The organism is Mesorhizobium sp. WSM3862, assembly GCF_002294985.1.
Taxonomy (GTDB): domain Bacteria; phylum Pseudomonadota; class Alphaproteobacteria; order Rhizobiales; family Rhizobiaceae; genus Mesorhizobium.
This window is the reverse complement of the sequence record NZ_NSGE01000007.1, coordinates 162,855-184,037: the sequence shown is the minus strand read 5'-3', so window position 1 is coordinate 184,037 and position 21,183 is coordinate 162,855. Positions and strand designations below refer to the sequence as shown.

At 64.0% G+C, this 21,183-nt stretch carries 19 protein-coding genes; 10 read left to right on the top strand and 9 right to left on the bottom strand.

The window, feature by feature from the left end:
* Positions 1-27: 27 nt before the first annotated feature.
* The gene (locus CK224_RS22155; protein WP_095783312.1) at positions 28-693 is read right to left on the bottom strand and encodes a GntR family transcriptional regulator; all 666 of its coding nucleotides are present in this window, start codon (positions 691-693) and stop codon (positions 28-30) included.
* 49 nt (positions 694-742) lie between these two features.
* On the opposite strand from CK224_RS22155, the gene CK224_RS22150 reads away from it, so the two are divergent.
* Positions 743-2,056 carry a multidrug efflux MFS transporter gene (locus CK224_RS22150; RefSeq protein ID WP_348628404.1) on the top strand — a complete coding sequence of 438 codons (1,314 nt, stop codon included), beginning with the start codon at positions 743-745 and terminating at the stop codon, positions 2,054-2,056.
* 30 nt (positions 2,057-2,086) lie between these two features.
* Complete coding sequence (locus CK224_RS22145; RefSeq protein ID WP_067000694.1) at positions 2,087-2,461, top strand: DUF423 domain-containing protein; 375 nt, start codon at positions 2,087-2,089, stop codon at positions 2,459-2,461.
* 44 nt (positions 2,462-2,505) lie between these two features.
* On the opposite strand, the gene CK224_RS31430 is transcribed toward CK224_RS22145, so the two are convergent.
* Both CK224_RS31430 and CK224_RS31425 read right to left on the bottom strand, forming a co-directional pair.
* Complete coding sequence (locus CK224_RS31430; protein ID WP_095783244.1) at positions 2,506-2,643, bottom strand: hypothetical protein; 138 nt, start codon at positions 2,641-2,643, stop codon at positions 2,506-2,508.
* A 57-nt stretch (positions 2,644-2,700) separates the two neighbouring features.
* The gene (locus CK224_RS31425) at positions 2,701-2,844 is read right to left on the bottom strand and encodes a hypothetical protein (RefSeq protein WP_095783243.1); all 144 of its coding nucleotides are present in this window, start codon (positions 2,842-2,844) and stop codon (positions 2,701-2,703) included.
* 173 nt (positions 2,845-3,017) lie between these two features.
* On the opposite strand from CK224_RS31425, the gene CK224_RS22130 reads away from it, so the two are divergent.
* The gene (locus tag CK224_RS22130) at positions 3,018-4,097 is read left to right on the top strand and encodes a substrate-binding domain-containing protein (RefSeq protein WP_067000691.1); all 1,080 of its coding nucleotides are present in this window, start codon (positions 3,018-3,020) and stop codon (positions 4,095-4,097) included.
* Positions 4,098-4,106: 9 nt separating this feature from the next.
* Here CK224_RS22130 and opgC read toward each other — a convergent pair whose 3' ends face one another.
* Positions 4,107-5,279 (bottom strand): OpgC domain-containing protein, encoded by a 1,173-nt coding sequence (gene opgC, locus CK224_RS22125; RefSeq protein ID WP_095783242.1) that lies wholly within the window; start codon positions 5,277-5,279, stop codon positions 4,107-4,109.
* 203 nt (positions 5,280-5,482) lie between these two features.
* On the opposite strand from opgC, the gene CK224_RS22120 reads away from it, so the two are divergent.
* The gene (locus CK224_RS22120; protein WP_095778626.1) at positions 5,483-6,145 is read left to right on the top strand and encodes an alpha/beta hydrolase; all 663 of its coding nucleotides are present in this window, start codon (positions 5,483-5,485) and stop codon (positions 6,143-6,145) included.
* A 25-nt stretch (positions 6,146-6,170) separates the two neighbouring features.
* On the opposite strand, the gene sthA is transcribed toward CK224_RS22120, so the two are convergent.
* Complete coding sequence (sthA, locus tag CK224_RS22115) at positions 6,171-7,559, bottom strand: Si-specific NAD(P)(+) transhydrogenase (RefSeq protein ID WP_095783241.1); 1,389 nt, start codon at positions 7,557-7,559, stop codon at positions 6,171-6,173.
* Positions 7,560-7,759: 200 nt separating this feature from the next.
* On the opposite strand from sthA, the gene CK224_RS22110 reads away from it, so the two are divergent.
* From CK224_RS22110 to CK224_RS22100, 3 genes are all read left to right on the top strand, one after another.
* Complete coding sequence (locus CK224_RS22110; protein ID WP_095783240.1) at positions 7,760-8,230, top strand: RDD family protein; 471 nt, start codon at positions 7,760-7,762, stop codon at positions 8,228-8,230.
* Positions 8,231-8,370: 140 nt separating this feature from the next.
* Complete coding sequence (locus CK224_RS22105; RefSeq protein ID WP_067000678.1) at positions 8,371-9,135, top strand: arginyltransferase; 765 nt, start codon at positions 8,371-8,373, stop codon at positions 9,133-9,135.
* Positions 9,136-9,256: 121 nt separating this feature from the next.
* Positions 9,257-10,153 carry a DMT family transporter gene (locus tag CK224_RS22100; RefSeq protein ID WP_095783239.1) on the top strand — a complete coding sequence of 299 codons (897 nt, stop codon included), beginning with the start codon at positions 9,257-9,259 and terminating at the stop codon, positions 10,151-10,153.
* Here the strand turns inward: CK224_RS22100 and CK224_RS22095 are convergent.
* Both CK224_RS22095 and parC read right to left on the bottom strand, forming a co-directional pair.
* Positions 10,141-11,340, bottom strand: coding sequence for an AI-2E family transporter (locus tag CK224_RS22095; RefSeq protein WP_095783238.1), 1,200 nt, complete (start codon positions 11,338-11,340; stop codon positions 10,141-10,143). The genes CK224_RS22100 and CK224_RS22095 overlap by 13 nt on opposite strands.
* 242 nt (positions 11,341-11,582) lie before the next feature.
* Positions 11,583-13,838 (bottom strand): DNA topoisomerase IV subunit A, encoded by a 2,256-nt coding sequence (parC, locus tag CK224_RS22090; RefSeq protein WP_095783237.1) that lies wholly within the window; start codon positions 13,836-13,838, stop codon positions 11,583-11,585.
* Between the two features lie 391 nt (positions 13,839-14,229).
* On the opposite strand from parC, the gene CK224_RS22085 reads away from it, so the two are divergent.
* Positions 14,230-15,420 (top strand): hypothetical protein, encoded by a 1,191-nt coding sequence (locus CK224_RS22085; RefSeq protein WP_095783236.1) that lies wholly within the window; start codon positions 14,230-14,232, stop codon positions 15,418-15,420.
* Positions 15,421-15,723: 303 nt separating this feature from the next.
* Here CK224_RS22085 and aspS read toward each other — a convergent pair whose 3' ends face one another.
* Positions 15,724-17,511 carry an aspartate--tRNA ligase gene (aspS, locus tag CK224_RS22075; RefSeq protein WP_176477997.1) on the bottom strand — a complete coding sequence of 596 codons (1,788 nt, stop codon included), beginning with the start codon at positions 17,509-17,511 and terminating at the stop codon, positions 15,724-15,726.
* Between the two features lie 118 nt (positions 17,512-17,629).
* The gene (locus tag CK224_RS22070) at positions 17,630-18,388 is read right to left on the bottom strand and encodes a DeoR/GlpR family DNA-binding transcription regulator (protein ID WP_095783234.1); all 759 of its coding nucleotides are present in this window, start codon (positions 18,386-18,388) and stop codon (positions 17,630-17,632) included.
* Positions 18,389-18,485: 97 nt separating this feature from the next.
* Here CK224_RS22070 and CK224_RS22065 point away from each other — a divergent pair, with 97 nt between their 5' ends.
* The gene (locus tag CK224_RS22065) at positions 18,486-19,835 is read left to right on the top strand and encodes an MFS transporter (RefSeq protein ID WP_245426100.1); all 1,350 of its coding nucleotides are present in this window, start codon (positions 18,486-18,488) and stop codon (positions 19,833-19,835) included.
* Between the two features lie 13 nt (positions 19,836-19,848).
* Positions 19,849-21,087, top strand: a complete 1,239-nt coding sequence (locus CK224_RS22060) for an MFS transporter (RefSeq protein WP_095783233.1) — start codon at positions 19,849-19,851, stop codon at positions 21,085-21,087.
* Positions 21,088-21,183 lie beyond the last annotated feature (96 nt).

Genomic DNA, 21,183 nt, shown 5'->3' with positions numbered 1-21,183 from the left:
GTTCTAATATTCGACGATGGCCGAGGATCAGGCAGCGACGACAGCAAAGCCCCTGGCGCGCAGGCCGCGCCGGTCGTCATGCAGCGAAGTCACCAGGCGGTGGCGGCTGCCGGCGATGTGGGCCGAGAGCAGCCGTGCCGCCTTTTCGGCGTCACCCTTTCGCACGGCAGCCAGGATGGCGTGGTGCTCGGCCCAGGCGCGGCCAAGCGCCGCCGTGTCGCGCACTTCCAGCCAACGCGCGCGGGAGAGCCTGGTCATTGCATCGCGGACTCCCCTAAGCAGGAATTCATTGCCGGAAAGCCTGGCCAGCTCGATGTGAAAATCCAGACCAACGCGGTGCCATTCCTCGCGAGGCGTACCGGCGTCGCAGGAATCGAGCATCGCCGCGATCACCTCGATCCCGCTGCGATCTTCCAGCGACGCCGTCAACCGCACCGCCGCCACCTCGACCGCCTCGCGGTAGACGGCGATCTGGCCGAGCTCGGCGAGATTGATCGGCGCCACCGTCCAGCCGCGGCCGTCACGAGCGATCAGCCCTTCGGTCTCGAGGCGCAGCAGCGCCGCCCTGACCGGGGTGCGGGAGGCGCCGAAGCGACTTTCGATCCAACGCTCGGTCAGCCGCTCGCCCGGGCCGATCTCGAGCCCAAGGATCATTCCGCGAAGCTGCCTTTCGACATTCTGCATTTGCGACATTGTCGTTCCGCTCTTCGGCACCGCATTGACAGCGGCTGGGTTGAGGTTCATGACGCATACCGATTTGGTATCCCAAAATGGTATCCGGAACAATCCCGGACAACCAAGTAGGCATGACATGGCAGAAAACAGCACCCAGAGCGGCTACAATATCCATTGGCGACGCAATCTCGCCGTCTGCTTCGCCGGCTCGTTCAGCACGCTGATTGCCATGACGCTGCTGTTGCCGTTCCTGCCGCTTTATGTCGAACAGCTGGGTGCCAAAGGGCACGCGGCAATCGTGCAATGGTCAGGAGTTGCTTACGGTGCCACCTTCTTTGCCGCGGCGCTGGTCGCCCCTCTGTGGGGGCGGCTCGGCGACCGTTACGGCCGAAAGCTGATGCTGGTGCGCGCCTCGTTCGGCATGGCGATCTGCATGTCGCTGACCGGTATGGTCGAGAGCGTCTGGCAATTGGTGTTGCTGAGGCTCCTGATCGGCTTTGCCGGCGGCTACTCCTCGGGATCGACGATATTGGTGGCGATGCAGACGCCAAAGGAGCGCTCCGGCTGGGCGCTCGGCGTGCTGTCGGCCGGTATCACGGCCGGCTCGCTGGTCGGACCGCTGCTTGGTGGCATGCTGCCGCCGGTGATCGGCATCCGCGCCACCTTCCTGTTGTCAGGCGCTGTCATCTTTCTCGCTTTCCTGGCCACGACTTTCCTGATCAAGGAAAACCCGCCGGCTCCCAAACCGGTCTCGTCGGCAAAGCCGAAGAGCAGCTGGGCACAGATTCCCGACAAGCGCCCGGTCGTCGCGATGCTGACGACCGGCATGCTGCTCGCCTTTGCAACCATGTCGATCGAGCCGATCATCACGGTCTATGTGCAGCAGCTCGTCGCGGACCAGAGCAAGGTGACGATGGTCGCGGGCGTGGTGATGTCGGCGGCCGCGCTTGGAACCATCCTGTCCTCGTCGTGGCTGGGCAAGCTTGCCGATCGGGTCGGCCACTGGAACGTGGTCGTCGGCGCGCTCGCGATTTCTGCGCTGCTGCTTGTCCCGCAAGCTTTCGTCACCGACGGCTGGCAGCTGATCGGGTTGCGCTTCCTGATGGGGCTGGCGCTGGGCGGCCTCCTGCCCTGCATCACCAGCGTCATCCGTCACAACATCCCCGACGGCGTCGGCGGCAATGTGCTCGGACTATCGATCTCGGCGCAGTATGTCGGCCAGGTCGCGGGACCGCTCGCCGGAGGCTTCGTCGGCGGCCATTTCGGCATGCGGGCGGCGTTCTTGGGCACATCGGTGCTGATGGCGCTGGGGGCGGTCTATAACTGGATTGTCCAGACGCGGCGCGCACGGCATATGCTGCTCGAAGCCGGCGAATCCTGAGCCGCGCGCGATCGAAGACGGAGCATCGAAATGAGTCTTGCCGGGCAACCATCAGACGGCGGCAGCCGCATCCTCGTGCTGGCAGGCGGTCTCGTCGGCGCGGCAGGGGTGGCGCTGTCGGCGGCGGCCGCGCATCGCGGCGGCGCCTTCACCGGCACGGCCGCATCCTTCCTGCTGATGCATGCGCCGGTCTTCCTCGCCATCGGTCTTATCGGCGGCAGCCGGTATCTGAGGATCGCAAGCCTGGCGCTCCTTGTCGGCCTGCTGCTGTTCTCGGGCGATCTTCTCGCCCGGGATTTCCTCGGTTCGCGACTGTTTCCGATGTCGGCGCCGATCGGCGGCACGCTGCTTATCGTCGGCTGGCTGGCGATTGCGGTCTCGGCGCTGTGGCGCCCAGGGTCCTAGATCCGCCTTGCCATTGCTGAGGCTCGTCGGAAAATGGGCCGCGACTACCGCCCTCCCCGACGCAGGCGCCGCTGGCGCGACGCCGGCTCCGCCGCGCGCCGCCGTTCCGGCCGGTCGGTTGCCGGCGAGATGCCCCAATAGTTGCGATAGATGTCCTCGAAAAGATGGCTGATGGGATGCATGGCTTGGTTCCTTCAATTGAATCGATCCAACCGATCGACGCGAAAAAGACTGGCTGCTCAGGCGCGCTTGCGCTCCACGATGAAGCGGGGCTGACGCTTCCACGGGCCTGTCTTGCCGCAGCGCCGCTCACTCTGCGCGGCCGAAGCAATGCCCCAATCGTTGCGGTAGACGTCCTCGAACAAAAAGTTGACCGGATGCATGGCACCCTCCTTCTCGTATCTTGCTTCATGTCAGGTGACTTGGATCGATTCAATTATAAGCCCTGCACCGCCGAAGTCAAGGAGAAATTTGAATCGATCCAACAAAAATGGTAAGTGGACCGTCGGACATTCCGCGTCCATGTTCGACATGCGACCGGATTCGGAGAACAGACATGGCATCACTCATCGAAGGCCAGGCACGCCCCATCCGGCTGGCGGATATTGCCAAGGCGGCGGGCGTCTCGCATGGGACGGCCTCCAATGTCTTCAGTCGCCCGGAGGTCGTGCGCGCCGAGGTGCGCGAGCGGGTCAGGGCGGTGGCGGAGGCGATGGGTTACGCCGGGCCTGATCCGAAAGGCCGCCTGCTGCGCGCCGGCAAGGTCAATGCCATCGGCGTCGGCACGACCGAGCCCCTTTCCTACTTCTTCGAGGATCCCTTCGCGCGCGTCATGATGGCCGGCATTTCCGAGGCCTGCGACGCCACCGGCGCCGGCATCGCATTGGTTTCGGCGGCCAACCAGGAGAAGCTCGCCTGGAACATCCAGAGCGCGCTTGTCGACGGTTTCATCCTGTTCTGCATCGAAGGCGGCTCGCGTCTCGTCGAGCTGACGCGCGAACGCAGGCTGCCCTTCGTGGCGTTGGAGCTCGGCTTTCACGACGAGACGATCTCGGCCATCGGCGTCGACAATATCGCTGGCGGACGGCTCGCCGCGCGGCATCTTGCCGAACTCGGGCATCGCCGTTTCGCCGTGCTGTCGCTTACTCTCGGCGATGACCGCACCGGCTTCGTCACGCCCGAAATGGTCCGCTCGGCCGTCTACACGGGAACGCGCGATCGTCTGGCCGGCTATTTCGAGGAACTGTCCGGCTTCGGTGTCGACACGAAGAGCATCCCGGTCTTCGAGACCGAGAACGAGCAAAGGAGCACCTGGGCCGGGCTCGAAGCGATCTTTGCCGGCGGCGAGCGGCCGACCGCTATCCTGGCAATGTCGGACAGGATGGCCATGATCGCCATCGACTGGCTGACTGCGCGCGGTCTGAAAGTGCCGGAAGACGTTTCCGTTGTCGGCTTCGACGGCGTGCCCGACGGCGCGCTCTGCGACCCGCCGCTGACCACGATCGCGCAGCCGATCACCGAGATCGGCCGGCGGGCCGCGCGCATGATCCTCGACTATGACGGCGCGGTGCGGCGCGAGACGATGGGCGTTGAGCTCGTCGTCAGGGCCTCAACGGGCCCTGCTCCCATATCCTAGAACCACATCTCAATATCCGCCGACCCGCGCCGGCATGGGCGGCACAGGGAACCCGGTGCGCGCCGGCTCCGCACGCGCCGGCTTGATGCGGGTCGGGCCGAGACCGGCGAGCCATTCGAGATAGAGCGCCAGCGCGAACTGCATGGCGATGCCGGCAGCGATCAGCAGCGTGTCATAGGCGAGGCCGCCCGGATTGATCAGCTTGAGCACCTGAGCGGCCATGGCGATCAGCGTTCCGGCAACGAAAACGGGCAGCGAGCGCTTGCCGAGGATCGCCAGCGGATTGTCGGGCTTGGCGCGGAAAAGGTTCGATACGGCCGGCAGGGCGACTACCAGATAGCTGACGGCCAAGATATGCAGCAGCCGCGGCAGCGACAGGAAGGTCTTGTCGAAGCCGCCGATCACCACCGGCAGATTGAACCAGGTGATCTGCCCCCAGAGTGGGCTGTGCACCCAGATCGCCGCGCCCACCACATAGACGCCGGCGAAACCCAGCAGCCACCGGTTTACGGGGATGGTGCCGCCGCGCTTGATATGCAGCATGGCGGCAAGGCCGATGTTGAACAGAAACTGCCAGGACAGCGGGTTCAAGAACCAGAGACCCGGCTCGGGATAATTCGGCGGAGCGATCTGCCAGATGCCGGCGACCAGCCACAGCAGCCCGGACACGGTCAGTGCCGCCACGGGCCTGTAGCTGACGAACAGAACGAAGGCCGGCGCCGCCAGAAGCAGCGCCGCATAGACCGGCAGGATGTTGTTGTAGCCGAGCTGATGGCCGAGGGTGACGATGCCGAAAAGCACCTCCGGCGTGTCCTTCATCAGCGGCTCGATGTTGATCATCTCCAACAGCTCCGGGCGGTGGGCGAACACGGCCGTGGCGGAAAACAGGGCGATCACCAGCATGGTGATGACGATGTGGGTGACGTAGAGCACGCCGGCGCGCCGCCACATCTTGAGGGTCGCCAGCAGCCTGCCCCCCGGCTTGAACTTGGTGCCATAGGCGAGCGCCACCGAGATGCCGGAGATCAAAACGAAGGCCTCTGCCGCATCGGAAAAGCCGAGGTTCTTGTAGGTCAGGTTTTCGAAGACGGTACCCGGCACGTGGTCGACGAAAATGGTGAGCAAGGCGAGCGCGCGCAGCACATCGATACGCGTATCGCGTTGAGAAACGGGGATGGTCATCGACAAAAGGCCTCAGAGCTGGTGTTTCATGTCCAGCAATGCGACCCCCGACGCACCGCTTCGATTCCTCCCGTTCGGGAGTGTATCGGCGCAGAAACGGCCCGAAATGCGCCGGGTTCAATCAACTTTCGCGGAGCTTGAAAACATTCCGTTTTGAAGCCGGCAAATCAGCGAAATCACCGTAGAATCAAAAGGATCTGATCATGTCCGAACATGACAGCAAAAACAGCGAGCTGCAGCGTGATCTGCCCTTTTCCTATCGTCTGATCAGACCGGAAAATGCGAGCGGCGAATGCCTTTTCGTGCTGCATGGATCGGGCGTGGACGAAGCGACACTTTTGCCGCTGGCGAGGCGGATCGCGCCGCGCGCGGTGGTTGTCGCAGCACGCGGCCGCATCCGCCAGGAGGACGGTTTTCGCTGGTTCGAGCGAATCACGCCGACCAGCTTCGAGCAGTCGAGCATCCGCGCGGAGACGGCCGCTTTCGCCCAATTCGCGGTGGAAGCCGCACGGCACCACGAGCTTGATCTCACTCGCGCGACCTTCCTGGGTTACTCAAACGGCGCCAATCTGGTTTCCACGCTGATGCTGCTTCACCCGGGCCTCGTCAGGCAGGCGGCGCTGCTCAGGGCCATGCCGGTGCTCGACGATGCGCCGGCGACCGATCTTGCCGCAACGCGAGTGCTGATCATCGCCGGCGCGGCCGACCAGACCTACGGCCCGTTCGCGCCAGCCTTGGTGACGCTCTTCAGCCAGCGCCGTGCCGAGGTCGATGCGCGCATCGTCGCCTCCGGCCACGAGTTCGGCGCCGCGGATGCCGCGATCGCCCGGCAGTGGCTTGCCGCGACCTCGACGCCGGCCGCCTGACGAGAGATAGACGGTGCTGCCGAGGCTAGCCCTGCCCCATCCGGTTCCAGGCATCCAGCCCGGCGATCTTGTAGGCTTCGGCGAGCGTCGGATAGTTGAAGGTGTTGTTGACGAAGAAGTCGACCGTGCCGCCGAGATTGATCACCGCCTGGCCGATATGGATGAGCTCGGTCGCACCCTCGCCGACGATATGGGCGCCGAGCAGGCGGCGCGTGTCGACCGAGAACAGGAGCTTCAGGAAACCTGAGTTGACGCCCATGATGTGGCCGCGCGAGGTTTCCCGGAAGCGCGCCACGCCGACCTCATAGGCGATCCCGCTCTCGCGCACCTGCTCCTCCGATTGGCCGACGGTGGAGATTTCCGGCACGGCGTAGATGCCGTAAGGAAACGTTTCCGGCGGCGGTGGCAGCGCCACGCCGAAGGCATGGCAGGCAGCCACCCTGCCCTGCTCCATCGAGGTCGAGGCCAGACTCGGAAACCCGATGACGTCGCCGGTGGCATAGATATTGGGCGCGCTGGTCCGAAATGTCTGGGGATCGACCTTGATGCGGCCGCGGCTGTCGGCCTCGATGCCGACCACGTCGAGCCCGAGGCTGCCAAGATTGCCGCTGCGGCCGGCAGCGTAAAGCACGATTTCGGAGCGAATGGTACGGCCATCGGCAAGCGTCACTTCGGCATGATCGGGCTTGGAGGCGATTTCCTTCACCGTGCTGCCGAGGCGAATGGTCATGCCGCGGTCGCGCATCTGATGGATGAAGTCGTCGACGATTTCGCGATCGACGAAATCGAGGATGGTGTTGCGCGGCTCGACCAGCGTCACCGGCACGTCGAGCGCGGAAAAGATGGTCGCGTATTCGACGCCGATGACGCCGGCGCCGATGACGGTCAGCGTGCGCGGCAACCGGTCGAGTTCCAGCATCTCGTCGCTGTCGAAGACGCGCGTCTTGTCGAACGGCACGTCGCGCGGGCGGTGCGGCCTGGTGCCGACGGCGATCAGCGCATTGGCGAAACCGATCTCGCTGTAGTCGCCATTGTCGGTGGTCAGGCTGACCTTGTTGGCGCCGATGAACTTGGCCGTGGCCCGCGCGCTTTTGACCGCGTTGCGCATGAACTGATGCTGTAGCACCTCGACTTCGTGATCGAGCGTCTTGCGCAGGCGCTCGACGAGGTCGCCGACCGAAATATCCTGCTTGACCCGATAGCCGCGCCCGTAGAAGCCGCGCTCGCGCCAGCCGGAGAGATTGAGCACGGTTTCGCGCAGCGTCTTGGATGGAATGGTGCCGGTGTGCACGGAGACGCCGCCGAGACGCCGGCCCCTATCGACGACCAAAACCGACTTGCCGAGCTTGGCCGACTGCACCGCGGCGCGGCGCCCGGAGGGGCCGCTGCCGATGACCAACATGTCGTAATCCATATTCCCCATCCCCTCGGCGTCTTGTTGCGCCGCAGCAGGCTAACGCGATCCGCGCCATAAATTCAATCGCCGCAGCGCGGCTCGCCACAGCCTGCCGCGCGGGCGTCACGAGCAGTCCATCTTGATTCCGCCACCGGCTTTCACCATTTCAGTGGCGAATGGCCGAGATTGATTTCTGGTCTGTTGCGAGGGCATGACACATGAACACGCGCGTGCTGGACGGCGAGATTATCACCACAAGGCTCGAGGATACACGCGCCTACCGCGGCGTGCGCACTAGGCGCGTCTTCGCCTTCATCCTCGACTATTTCTTCGTGGCGCTGCTCACCATCCCCTTCGCCATATTGGTCGCCCTACTCGGGCTTTTGACCTTCGGCCTGGGCTGGGCGCTGTTCTCCGTCCTGCTTCCGGCGGTTGCCATCCTCTATGTCTGGAACACGCTGGGCAGCCGCGACCAGGCCACAACCGGCATGAAGATCATGGGCATCCGGCTTGAGAGGCTCGACGGCACGCGCATCGACGGCCTGACCGCCGTCGTGCATTCGGTGCTGTTCTGGGCCGGCAACGTCATCCTGACGCCGCTGGTGCTGCTGGTCACGCTGTTTTCCGATCGCAAGCGCACGCTGCACGACCTGCTTCTCGGCACCGTCGTCACCCGCACCGATAGCTGACGATATGTGCGGCCGCCCTCGCCGCGCCGGTTGTGCTAGATTATGAACAGCTTGGGCCGGCCGAGACAGCACAATCCTGTTGAATTTTTCGCCGGCCGGGCCAAAGGTAGGGCGATTCGCAGGAGCGTGTCCAAGAATCGATGACGCAGCATCCGACCCAGTCGCCGCAGTTCTTCCTGACCGCGCCGTCCCCGTGCCCCTATCTGGAGGGCCAGTTCGAGCGCAAGGTGTTCACGCACCTTGTCGGCGACAAGGCGCCCGAGATGAACGATCTGCTCACGCAAGGCGGCTTCCGGCGTTCCCAGAACATCGCCTACCGGCCAGCCTGCGAATCCTGCCGCGCCTGCGTGTCGGTGCGCATCCTGGCGCAGGAGTTTACCGCCAGCCGCAACATGCGCCGCGTCACCCAGCGCAATGCCGACCTCATCGGCGCCATGCACGACGCGCAGCCTTCCACCGAGCAATATTCGCTGTTTCGCGCCTATCTCGACGCGCGCCATCGCCGCGGCGGGATGTCCGACATGACAGTGCTCGACTATGCGATGATGGTCGAGGACACGCATGTCGACACCAAGATCATCGAATACCGGCGCCGCGGCCCCGACACCTTCATCACCGGCAAGGGCCAGGGTGAATTGATCGCGGTGGCGCTGACCGACAAGATGGCCGACGGCTTGTCGATGGTCTATTCCTACTTCAATCCCGATTTCGAGGACCGCTCGCTCGGCACCTTCATGATCCTCGATCACATCGCCCGCGCCAAGGCGATGGGACTGCCCCACGTCTATCTCGGCTACTGGGTCAACGGCTCGCGCAAGATGAGCTATAAGATGCGTTTCATGCCGCAGGAGCATCTCGGCCCGAAAGGCTGGGAACGCTACGACCACGAAGCGGTCAGTCGCTGACGTTTTTTCCAAAGCCCGTTCTTAAACTGTTTCAAGGGGCAGGAAGCTGGTGTTTCCGCCACTCGCTGGAAGAGTGCGCCATCGAGCCAGCCACCGCCTGCAAATCATTGCGAGACCTATCATGTCTTCCCACCACGACCATCAGAAAGGCCTGCTGATCACCGCTATCGGCGGCCTGGTGCTCACCTTCGACATTCCCCTGATCCGGCTCGCGGATGGCAGCCCGTGGACCATCATGGCGCTGCGGACCGGGACAACGCTTGTCGCCACCCTGTTGATTTGGGTCGTTTGGCGAGCGGTGCGCGGCAACGTGCCGAAGCTCATCCCCGGCTGGTCGGGCCTGGCGGCGGCGATCTGTTACGGCCTGACTTCCATCACTTTCGTCACCGCCGTCTATCATACCTCGACCGCCGACCTCGTCTTCATCCTGGCCTTCAACACCGTCTTCGCGGCGCTGCTCTCCTGGCTGTTCCTCAGAGAACGACCGCGGCTGAGCACCGTGATCGCAATGCTGGCGATGATCGTCGGCGTGCTGATCATTGTCGGGGGTTCGGTCGGCACCGGAAAACTGTTCGGCGATTTCATGGCGCTCTGCTCGGCCTTCTTCGTCGCACTCGCCATCACCATCTCGCGCGCCAGCGGCAAGGACATGGGCTTCACCGCGCTGGTCGGCGTCGTCTTTCCGCTGGCGCTCGCCGCATTCATGGTCTCGGGTGAAGGACTGCACGTCAACGCGCCGTGGTGGATCATCTTCAACGGCGCGGTGATCATGCCGATCTCGTTCTTCTGTCTCGCCGCCGGCCCGAAATATATTTCAGGGCCGGAGGTGGCGATGTTCTACGTTCTGGAGACGGTGCTCGCGCCTGTCTGGGTCTGGCTGGTCTTTGCCGAGGCTCCGACGGGAAACAGCCTGATCGGCGGCGCGATCCTGATCGTGGCGCTGGTAGCCCACTCGCTCTGGCAATTGCACGAAGGCCGCAGGCGCCGCGCGGCGCTCGCCGTCGCCTACCCGGCCTGAATTTTCCTGGTCTCAGGCGCCGTCTCGATCCGTGGCGGCCCGTTCCCTTCTTCAGCGGTAGGTGGAAGCTCATCCATCAGCTCGACCTCGCGCAGCCATTCGCGCCAGATGGCGACGAGCAGCGCCATCAGTACAGGGCCTATGAACAGGCCGAGGAAGCCCATCGTCTTGACGCCGCCGATCAGGCCGAAGAAGGTCGGCAGGAAAGGCAGCTTGATCGGCCCGCCGACCAGCTTCGGGCGCAGCGTCTTGTCGACGATGAAAAGCTCGACCGCGCCCCAGACGAACAGCGCGAGGCCCGCAAACAACTTGCCGCTGGCCGCGAGGTAGATCGACACCAGCGTAAAGGAGAGCGGCGCCCCGCCCGGGATCAGCGCCATGATGCCGGTAAGCGCCCCGAGCGTGACCGGCGACGGCACGCCGGCCAGCCAATAGGCGACGCCCAGCACCACGCCCTCGCCAATGGCGATGACCGTCATGCCGGTGACGGTCGATGAAATGGTGGCCGGCACGACGCGCGAGATGCGCTCCCAGCGCGTCGGCAAGATGCGCTCGCCGAGGCGATCAACCTGCGCCGCGAAGCCCTCGCCGTCGCGATAGGCAAAGAACAGCGCGATCAGCATGAAAAGCAGCGTGAGCAGCAGGCCGAAGGCGCTGCCGCCGGCGGCCAGCGCGCCGCGATAGATGGTGCCGATGTTGGAGCCGCTGACCATCTGGATCAGTTCGCCGATGCCGCCGGGATGGCCGAGATTGGCCGTCCACTGCTGGTTCAGCCATTCACCGACGACCGGCATGGTGGCGATCCATTGCGGCGTGGCGGACCCGTTGCGGTTGGTCTCGATCGCCCACACCACCCACTCGCGAAGCTCGTTGATGGCGTAAGTGCCGGCGAGCGCTATCGGCACCACCAGGAAGGTCAGGATGAACAGGATCGCGAGGGTCGCGGCGATCGTGCGGTTACCGCCGACCCCGGTGAGCAGCCGGCGGTAGAGCGGCCAACTGGCGAAGGCGATGACGAGCGCCGCCAGCACCGGGAACAGGAAGCCGTGAAAGAAATAGACGCCGGCGGCGACGATCAGCACCAGGAGCCAGCGCGCCGCCGACAGCGGCGGGATGACGGCAGCCCTCAGCGGCGCCGACAGACCAAACAGGCGCTGCCCTGGTTTTTGGATCTCAGCCCGCTTCAACGCGGCGGTTCTCCCCTGCCAGCTCGATGGTTGCTTATGCACCATCATAGTGCAGCAATCGTGACGATAGTCCAAATGTTTGCGCCTAGCCTCCTCCCCGCGAGGGAGAAGGTGGATCGGCACGTAGCGCCGAGACGGATAAGGGATGTTCCAGCGGAGCGAGACCTCTGCGTTCCTTGGAACACGCTCATCCGTCGCCTTCGGCGACACCTTCTCCCACACGGGGAGAAGGGGGAGCTCCGCTACCCGAACTTGCCCGTCCTCGGGAAACCCTTCGGCACCATGCGACCGGCGGCTGCGCGGGCGCCGATCCACTCGGCCAATTCCTCGCGCGACTTGGTGAAGGTGCGGTCGGCCGAATCTTGCCAGGTCAGCCCCGCTGCAATCGTGAAGGTCTTAAGGTCCAGCACGCCGCCGTCCTTGTATTTCTGCAGGCGCACACCCTTGCCTCGCGCCATTTCCGGGATTTCGGACAGCGGGAAGATCAGCATCTTGCGATTCTCGCCGACGATGGCGAGATGGTCGCCGGCAACCGGAATGCAGCGTTTGGCCTCGTCCGGCGCTTTGACGTTCATCACCTGCTTGCCCTTGCGGGTGTTGGCGATCACCTCTTCCTCGGAGACGACGAAGCCGTTGGCGTCGTATGAGACCAGAAGGAGCCTGCGCTTCGGGTCGTGCACAAAGGCGGTGACGATGTCCTGGTCGTTCTCCATGTCGACGATGATGCGGATCGGCTCGCCATGGCCGCGCCCGCCCGGCAGCCGGTCGGCGCCGATAGTGTAGAACTTGCCGCCGGTGGTGAAGACCAGGATCTTGTCGGTCGTCTGCGCGTGGAAGGCGAGCTTCAGGCTGTCGCCTTCCTTGAAGGCAAGCTGCGAATAGTCGGTCAGGTGCCCCTTCATCGCGCGGAGCCAGCCCTTTTCCGAAACCACGACGGTGACAGGCTCGCGCTCGATCATGGCGTGCGCGATATCGGTGAGGTCATGCTCGGGCGCGTCGGCGAACTGGGTGCGGCGTTTGCCGAGCTCTGTCTCCGGACCGAACTTCTTACGAACCTCAGCGACTTCCCACTTGATCGTCGCCCATTGCTTGGCGTCGGAGGCAAGCAATGCCTCGATCTGCTTCTTCTCCTCGGTAAGGCCGTCGAACTCCTTGCGGATTTCGATCTCTTCGAGCTTGCGCAGGGCGCGCAGCCGCATGTTGAGGATGGCTTCGGCCTGATTGTCGGTGAGCGACCAGCGGGCCATCATCACCTGCTTGGGCTCGTCCTCCTCGCGGATGATCCTGATCACCTCGTCGATGTTCAAATAGGCGATCAGATAGCCGGCCAGGATTTCCAGCCGCTTCTCGATCTCGCCCAGCCGATATCTCGAGCGGCGGATCAGCACGTCGCGGCGGTGATCGAGCCATTCCCTCAGCACGCCCTTCAGCGACAGGACGTTCGGCACCTTGCCGCGCGACAGCACGTTCATGTTGAGCGGGAAGCGGCTTTCGAGCTCGGTCAGCTTGAACAGCGATTCCATCAGGATGCCTGGATCGACGCTGCGGCTCTTCGGCACTAGGACGATACGGATATCCTCGGCGCTTTCGTCGCGGACGTCCTCGAGCAGCGGCAGCTTGCGCGCCATCAGCAGCTCGGCGATCTTCTCGATCAGCCTGGCCTTCTGGACGCCATAGGGGATTTCGGTGACGACGATGCTCCAGGTGCCCCTGCCCTGGTCCTCCTGGCTCCATCTGGAGCGCACGCGGAAACCGCCGCGGCCGCTCTCATAGGCTTCGAGGATCGAGGCGCGGCTGTCGACGATGATGCCGCCGGTCGGGAAATCCGGCCCTTGGACGAAATCCATCAGCTTCGTCACCGGCGCGTCCGAATGCTCGATCAGATGAAGTGCCGCGTCGCAAAGCTCGGCGGCGTTGTGTGGCGGGATCGAGGTCGCCATGCCGACCGCAATGCCGGATGAGCCGTTGGCGAGCAGGTTCGGGAAGGCGCCGGGAAGAACGGAGGGTTCCTCGTCCTCCTCATTATAGGTCGGCCGGAAGTCGACGGCGTCCTCGGTGATGCCGGCAAGCAGCTCGGTCGCCACCTCCGTCATGCGCGCCTCGGTGTAGCGCATGGCGGCGGCGTTATCGCCGTCGATATTGCCGAAATTGCCCTGCCCGTCGACCAGCGGGTAGCGCATCGAGAATTCCTGCGCGAGGCGCACCAGCGCGTCGTAGATCGACTGGTCGCCGTGCGGATGGAACTTACCCATCACCTCGCCGACGATGCGGGCGCATTTGGCGAAGCCCTGATCCGGGTTGAGCCGCAAGAGCCGCATGGCATGCATGATGCGGCGATGGACCGGCTTCAGTCCGTCGCGCACATCCGGCAGCGCCCGATGCATGATGGTCGACAGCGCATAGGCGAGATAGCGCTTCTCGAGCGCTTCCTTCAGATCGACCGGTTCGATGTTGTCGCCGCCGCCATTGTCTTCAGGCGGCAAATGCCTTTTGCCCATGGATTTGGACTAGCCGAGCGGGTGATTCGCGGCAAGCGCCGGGTTGGAAGTCGGCGGATTCGTCGCAAACAGCGACGTGAAGGATTTCACGGAACCGGCAAGGCGAGCATTCCAGTTTGCCCATTCTGCAACCGGCCCCGGCAGCAAGCGGGCTAACCGGCCAACATCAATCTGTTACATGCGCCCTCTATCTGGGCAGGCAACGCGCCGGCGCAGGAGAGCCGCGGTCTTCATGACAAATTCACCGCATCATGCAAAGCGTGCCGGCCGGGTTTGCTTTTCATCGCCGTTTTCGACAAATGTGCCGGGAAACGCCTTGTTCCCGACCCGTTCGTTGCGGAATGGTGATGGAGCAGAATTTAAAAACACTTTTCAGGACAGGGAACTCGCCATGACAATTCAACGCTCAATGCTCAAGAAACTGGCTTTTTCAACCTTTCTGCTGACCCTGCCGCTCAACACCGCCTTCGCCGCCGATCCGGCGGTGGCCGAGCGCGTCAAGGCGGCCCTTGCCGCCCAGGGCGTCGACATTTCCTGGACCGGCGTCTCCGGCGACGATTCGAACGCGGTGCTGCAGGGCGTGTCCATCAAGCCGGCAGCTGAAAAGCAAGCCCTGCCGATCGGCGACGTGAAGCTGGAGGGCATCACCGAGGCCAATGGCGGCTTCGAGATCGCGACCGTCTCGAGCTCGGCATTCGAGCGCAGCCAGGACGGCGTGACGCTCAACCTCAGCCCCGTTGTCATTCACGGCATGAAGGTGCCGGCCGAAGGCAGCACCGACCCACTCGGCTCGCTGATGATGTACAAGTCGGCCGAGCTCTCCAACATGACGGTCAAGGTCGGCGACAAGACAGCCTTCTCGATGGACGGGCTGGCCGTCCAGATCACCCCGCCGGCCGACGGCAAAGCGATGGACTTCACCGCCAACACGGAAAAGTTCAACGCCGACCTGACACTCGTCGAGGACCCGAAGTCGAAGGAGGCGATCCAAGCGCTCGGCTACCAGAACATCTCCGGTACGGTCTCGATGGCCGGCACCTGGCAGCCCAGCGACGGCAAGATGGAGCTGTCGAAATATGACATCTCGGTCGAGAATGCCGGCACGCTCGGCATGACCTTCAATCTCGGCGGCTACACCCTCGACTTCATCAAGTCGATGCAGGAGATGCAAAAGAAGTTCGCCGCACAGCCCGAGGGTGCCGACAATTCCGCGCAGGGCATGGCCATGCTCGGCCTCTTGCAGCAGCTGTCCTTCAACGGCGCCTCGGTGCGCTTCGACGACGATTCGCTGACCGGCAAGGTGCTCGACTATGTCGGCAAGCAGCAGGGCATGTCCGGCAAGGACGTCGCCAACCAGGCCAAGGCGATCGTGCCGTTCGGCATGGCGCAGCTCAACAATCCCGAACTGACGGCCGAGGTATCGGCCGCGGTCAACAAGTTCCTCGACGACCCCAAGAGCCTCGAGATCTCGGCCGAACCGCCGGCGTCGGTGCCGTTCGCGCTGATCATGGCCGGCGCCATGTCCAACCCGCTCGACCTGCCGAAGACGCTGGGCGTGAAGGTCAAGGCGAACGAGGACTGATCGGGGCGCTTCGCACCTGCGAGCATTATCCAACGGCGGTTCGGATGATCGCCGTTTTCGTAAGATCAGGGCCTGACCTCCTCGACGAAGGCGTTCGTCGCTGTTTACAAAGAGTATGTTGGACCACACCGGGCCGCCGTGACCCTCCTCGGGGTCTCGGGTTTGGCATTCCCGCAGCAATTGGTTGAAATCCGGGCGGTTGCCCACACGCTCTGACCCAATCCTTGAGAAAATGGCTCTGGGAGCGATGGCCAGCCGCCAATCGCTCCCGGGGCTACCATCGATTCAGGATGAGTCCCCGCGTCAGTCCTTCTTCGCGACGGCGACGCGCAGCGACAGCTCCCGAAGCTGCTGCGGGGTGGCCTCCGAAGGCGCGTTCATCAGCAGGTCATAGGCCTGCTGGTTCATCGGGAACATGGTGACCTCGCGCAGGTTCTTGGCGCCGACCAAAAGCATCACGATGCGGTCGATGCCGGCCGCCATGCCGCCATGCGGCGGCGCGCCGTACTGGAAGGCGCGGTAGAGGCCGCCGAAGCGCTCCTCGACCGTCTGGCGATCGAGGCCGACCATCTCGAAGGCCTTGACCATGGTCTCCGGCAGGTGGTTGCGGATGCCGCCGGATGCGATCTCGAAACCGTTGCAGACCATGTCGTATTGGAACGCCTTGATGCCCAGCGGCTCCTGACCGCCGAGCGCGTCGATGCCGCCCTGCGGCATGGAGAACGGATTGTGGGCGAAGTCGATCTTCTTCTCGTCCTCGTTCCATTCGAAGAACGGAAAGTCGACGATCCAGCAGAGCTCGAAGCGATCGCGGTCGACGAGGTTCAATTCCTCGCCGGCGCGGGTGCGCGCGGCGCCCGCGAAGGAAACGAACTTCTTCGGGTCGCCGGCAACGAAGAAGGCGGCGTCGCCATCGGCAAGGCCAAGCTGCTGGCGCACCGCCTCGGTGCGTTCCTCACCGATGTTCTTGGCGATCGGTCCGGCGCCTTCGAGCTTGTCGCCCTCCTTGCGCCAGAAGATGTAGCCGAGACCCGGCTGGCCCTCGCCCTGCGCCCAGGAGTTCATGCGATCGCAGAAGGCGCGGCTGCCGCCGGTCTTGGCGGGGATAGCCCAGACTTCCGCCTTCGGATCGTTGGCCAGGATGTTGGCGAAGACTTTGAAGCCGGAATCGCGGAAATGATCCGAGACCGCCTGCATCTCGATCGGGTTGCGCAGGTCCGGCTTGTCGGTGCCGTAGGTCCGCATCGCTTCGTCGAAGGGAATGCGGCGGAATTGCTGAGTCACCGGCTTGCCGGCGGCAAAGGTCTCGAAGACGCCGCGAAGCACCGGCTCCATGGTGGAGAGCACGTCGTCCTGCTCGACGAAGCTCATCTCGAGGTCGAGCTGGTAGAACTCGCCGGGCAGGCGGTCGGCGCGCGGATCCTCGTCACGGAAGCAGGGCGCGATCTGGAAGTAGCGGTCGAAGCCCGAGACCATGATCAGCTGCTTGTACTGCTGCGGCGCCTGCGGCAGGGCATAGAAGGTGCCGGGATGGATGCGCGACGGCACCAGGAAGTCGCGCGCGCCTTCCGGCGACGACGCGGTCAGGATCGGCGTCGAGAACTCGGTGAAACCGACCTCGCCCATGCGCTTGCGCATCTCGGCGATGATCTTGGTGCGCGCAACAATGTTCCTGTGCAGCGTCTCGCGGCGCAGGTCGAGGAAGCGGTATTTCAGGCGGATGTCCTCGGGGTATTCAGGCTCGCCGAACACCGGCAGCGGCAGCTCCTTGGCCGCCGACAGCACTTCGATCTCGCGCGCGAAAATCTCGATCTCGCCAGTCGGCAAATTGGCGTTGACGGTCTCCGGCAGGCGAGCCTTGACCTCGCCGTCGACGCGGATCACCCATTCGCCGCGCACCGTCTCGGCGACCTTGAAGGCCGGCGAGTCCGGATCGGCGACGATCTGGGTCAGGCCGTAATGGTCACGCAGGTCGATGAACAGCAGCCCGCCATGGTCGCGCACGCGATGTACCCAGCCGGACAGGCGGACCGAATTGCCGACGTCGGTCTTTCTCAATTGGGCACAGGTGTGGCTGCGGTAACGATGCATTGTCATTGGTGGAGTCCGGAATTGCGGGCTAAAGCCCGGCTCGAAAATTGGCGCGAAAAGCGCATGAGAGGCCGGCTTTGTCAAGGCAAGCGGTCACACGCAGGCGCGGTGCCCCAGGTCAGGCAAAGTGGATTTCGGCACCCAGGCGCTCGAAATCGGCAAGGATGGCTGAAGGCGCCGTCTTGTCCACCACCAGATGGCTTATCGCGTCGGGCGCGGCGACGCGATAAGGCGCCGCGGTGGCGAGCTTGTCGTTGGTGACGACGATCACGATGCCGGCGCTATTCCTGGCCATAGCGCGCTTGACCTCCGCTTCCGCCGAATCGAAGGCGGTGACGCCACGCGAGGCATCGAGGCCGCAGGAGCCAAGGAAGAACATATCGGCGCCAAGCTGCGCCACGGCGGCCAGCGTATCGCCGCCTACGCAGGTGCCGAGGTCGCGGACATACCGGCCGCCCAGCACAATCAGCTCGACCAGGGGCAGATCGGCGAGTGCCGATGCGACGCCCAGCGAATTGGTAGCGACCGTCAGCTCGATATCGCGCGGGATGGCCCTGGCGATCGCTTCGTTGGTTGTACCGCCGTCAATGAACAGGGCCTGTCCGGATCTCAGCATACCGACTGCGGCCTTCGCAAGGCGTAGCTTCTCCTCAGGGGCGTGGCGAGCGCGCTCGCTGATCGTTGCCGCTGCGAAAGGCGCCGGCGCTACCGCACCGCCATACACGCGACGCAACTGCCCGGCCTTGGCCAGTTCCCGCAGATCGCGGCGAACCGTGTCTTCCGAAACGCCGAAGCGGCTGGCGAGCTCGCCAGCCAGGACCTTGCCTTCCGCTGCCAGCCGGTCGCGAATAAATTGATACCGTTCATCGGTGAGCATGCACGATCCTATTTCTTTGTGCATGTTCTTGCATGTTTTGCGTGTTCATGCAAGAAAATGCGCAGTGCCGTCCGCCCTTCCCCGATGGAAAGTCGCAATGACCTTTGGCTTGAAACTCGCCCCTCAGCATCGCGTCTATGCCGGTTTCGCGATCTACTCCTTCGCGATGGGCAACATTTTTCTGCGCTTGCCGGACATCAAGCACGCCATGGCGATCGAGGACGGCACGCTGGGGCTCAGCCTAATCGGGACGCCGATCGGCACTTTGACCGCATTGACGCTCGCGACGCCCGTCCTTGAGCGTGTCGGCTTTCGGCGCGCGCTGCTCTGGCTCGTCCCGCTTCTGGCGCTCGCCTATTCGGTCGCGGTGCACGCGCCGGGGCCGCTTGGGCTGTTCCTGATGCTGCTGCCGGTCGGTCTGATGATCGGCAGCGTCGAGATCATCCTCAATGTCGAGGCCGACCGGACGGAGTTCCTGCTCAAGCGCCGAATCATGAACCGGGCGCACTCCTTCTGGAGCGCGGGCTTCTTCGGCGCCGGGCTGTTCGGCGGCGCCATGGCGCATCTCGGCCTGTCGCCGCAGTTGCATCTGGCGCTGGTGGTGCCGATGGTGACCATTGCAACGGCTCTGTTTCTCGGCGGCTTCGAGCCGGCGCCCGCCCGCTTCGCCAACTCCGGCGACAAGGCGCCGATGTTCGCGCGGCCGACATTGCCGATCCTGGTCCTGGTCGCCGTGACGCTTTCGGCGATGCTCCTCGAAGGCGCCAGCATCGACTGGTCGGCGATCTACATGCGCACCGTCTTCGACTCCGGCCCCTTCGTCGCCGGATTGACGGTGGCGCTGTTTGCCCTCTCGCAGGCAACCACACGCTTTTTCGCCGACTCCTTCGTCGACCGCCACTCGCCAAGCGGGGTCGCGCGCGTGCTCTTGGCAGCGATGGCGGCCGGCGTGCTCATCGTCTTCTTCTCGCCGCTGCCGGCCGTTTCGATGCTTGGCTTTGCCCTGTTGGGCATCGGCAGCAGCGCCCTCTTCCCGCTGGCGATCTCCGCCGCCGCGCAACGGACGGATCGCCCGGCGGCGATCAACGTCGCGGCGCTCTCGCAGATTTCCTTCATCGCTTTCCTGCTCGGCCCGCCGCTGCTCGGCTTCGTATCGGACCATTGGGGCATCCGCTCCGCCTATGGCATCGGCATCCCCTTCATCGTGCTCAGCCTGCTGACGGTAGGTTCACTTGGCCGGAGGCCGGCCGCGGAGAACATCCATGCGTTTCCGGGCGAGACACCTGCTACGGTCGAGCTGGAGATAGAAAATACGGGCCGGCAAGGCTTAGGACACCCCTACCCCGATTGGCAGCCCATCTCCTCGGCCGGGTGCAAGGATGTGAAGTTGCATTTGCCGCTGGCGTTGACAGGATCTATGGTCCAAGAAGAGGTCACAGATCCGTGATTGCCTCTCTTTAATGTCGTCCATCCGTCCGCTTATTCCGCTCCTGATTGCCGCAGGCATCCTGCTTGGCGGCAATGGGCTGCAGGGAACGCTGATTGCCTTGCGCGGGGCGCAGGAAGGCTTTTCCGCTTCCGATATCGGCCTGATGGGCACGTTCTATTTCGCCGGTTTCCTGCTCGGCTGCCTGGCCGTCACGCGTATCCTGAAGGCGGTCGGCCACGTCCGGACTTTTGCCGCGCTGGCCGCGATCGCCTCGGTCGGCACGCTGCTTCTGGTGCTCGTCATCGACCCCGTCATGTGGTGCGCGGTGCGCTTTGCCGGCGGCTTCTGCTTCGCCGGCCTGTTCACCGTCATGGAAGCCTGGCTGAATTCCGGCGTCGGCAACAAGGACCGCGCCCGGGTGCTCGCCATATATCGCATGGTCGACATCGGCTCGGTTACCGGCGCGCAATTCCTGATTCCGATCTTCGGCGCCGGCGGCTTCGCCATCTTCGCCGTCATGTCGATGATGATCACCTTTTCGTTGGTGCCGGTCTCGCTCGGGGACCGCTCGAACCCGGCGCCGCCGGAAGACGTCAAGCTCGACCTGCCGCGCGTCTGGCGGATCTCCCCGCTCGGCTCGATCGGCTGCATCGCCGTCGGCCTCACAAACAGCGCCTTTCGCACGCTGTCGCCGGTCTATGCCGAGGAGATCGGCATGTCGGTTGCCGATGTCGTGACCTTCGTCAGCGTCGGCATTTTTGGAGGCGCTCTCATCCAATATCCGCTTGGCTATCTCTCCGACCGCCGAGACCGCCGCTCGGTGCTATTGGCGACGACGTGCTGCGCATTGCTTGCTGCGCTGGCGCTGGCCTTCGTGGCGCGCGCCGACCCGTTCCTCAACTTCATCATCGTTTTCATCTTCGGCAGCTTCGCCATGCCGCTCTATTCACTATCGGCCGCGCATGCCAACGACCGCGCCGGCAAAGGTGAGTTCGTGCTGATCAACGCGGCGTTGATGCTGTTCTACTCCTTCGGCGCGATCGGCGGTCCGATTGCGGCCTCGGCGGTGATGCAACATTTCGGGCCGAGCGCGCTGTTCGTTTTCAACGCCGTCGTCTATGCCGTTCTCATCATCGTGATCCTCTACCGCATGCAGGTGCGGTCGGGTGTGCCGGCCGGCAGCCGCAGCCGCTTCACCGCGCTTTTGCGCACGTCGACGCTGTTCGCGCGGCTGGCGCGGCGGGGCGGCGATTCAGACAAGCAGGACTAGAGCGTTTCAGCGTTTCGCGGAAACGCCGAACCTCTCTATCTCTTTGTTTTTACGCAATTCCGGACGGAAAACCGTTCGTCACTTTTCCTGGAATTG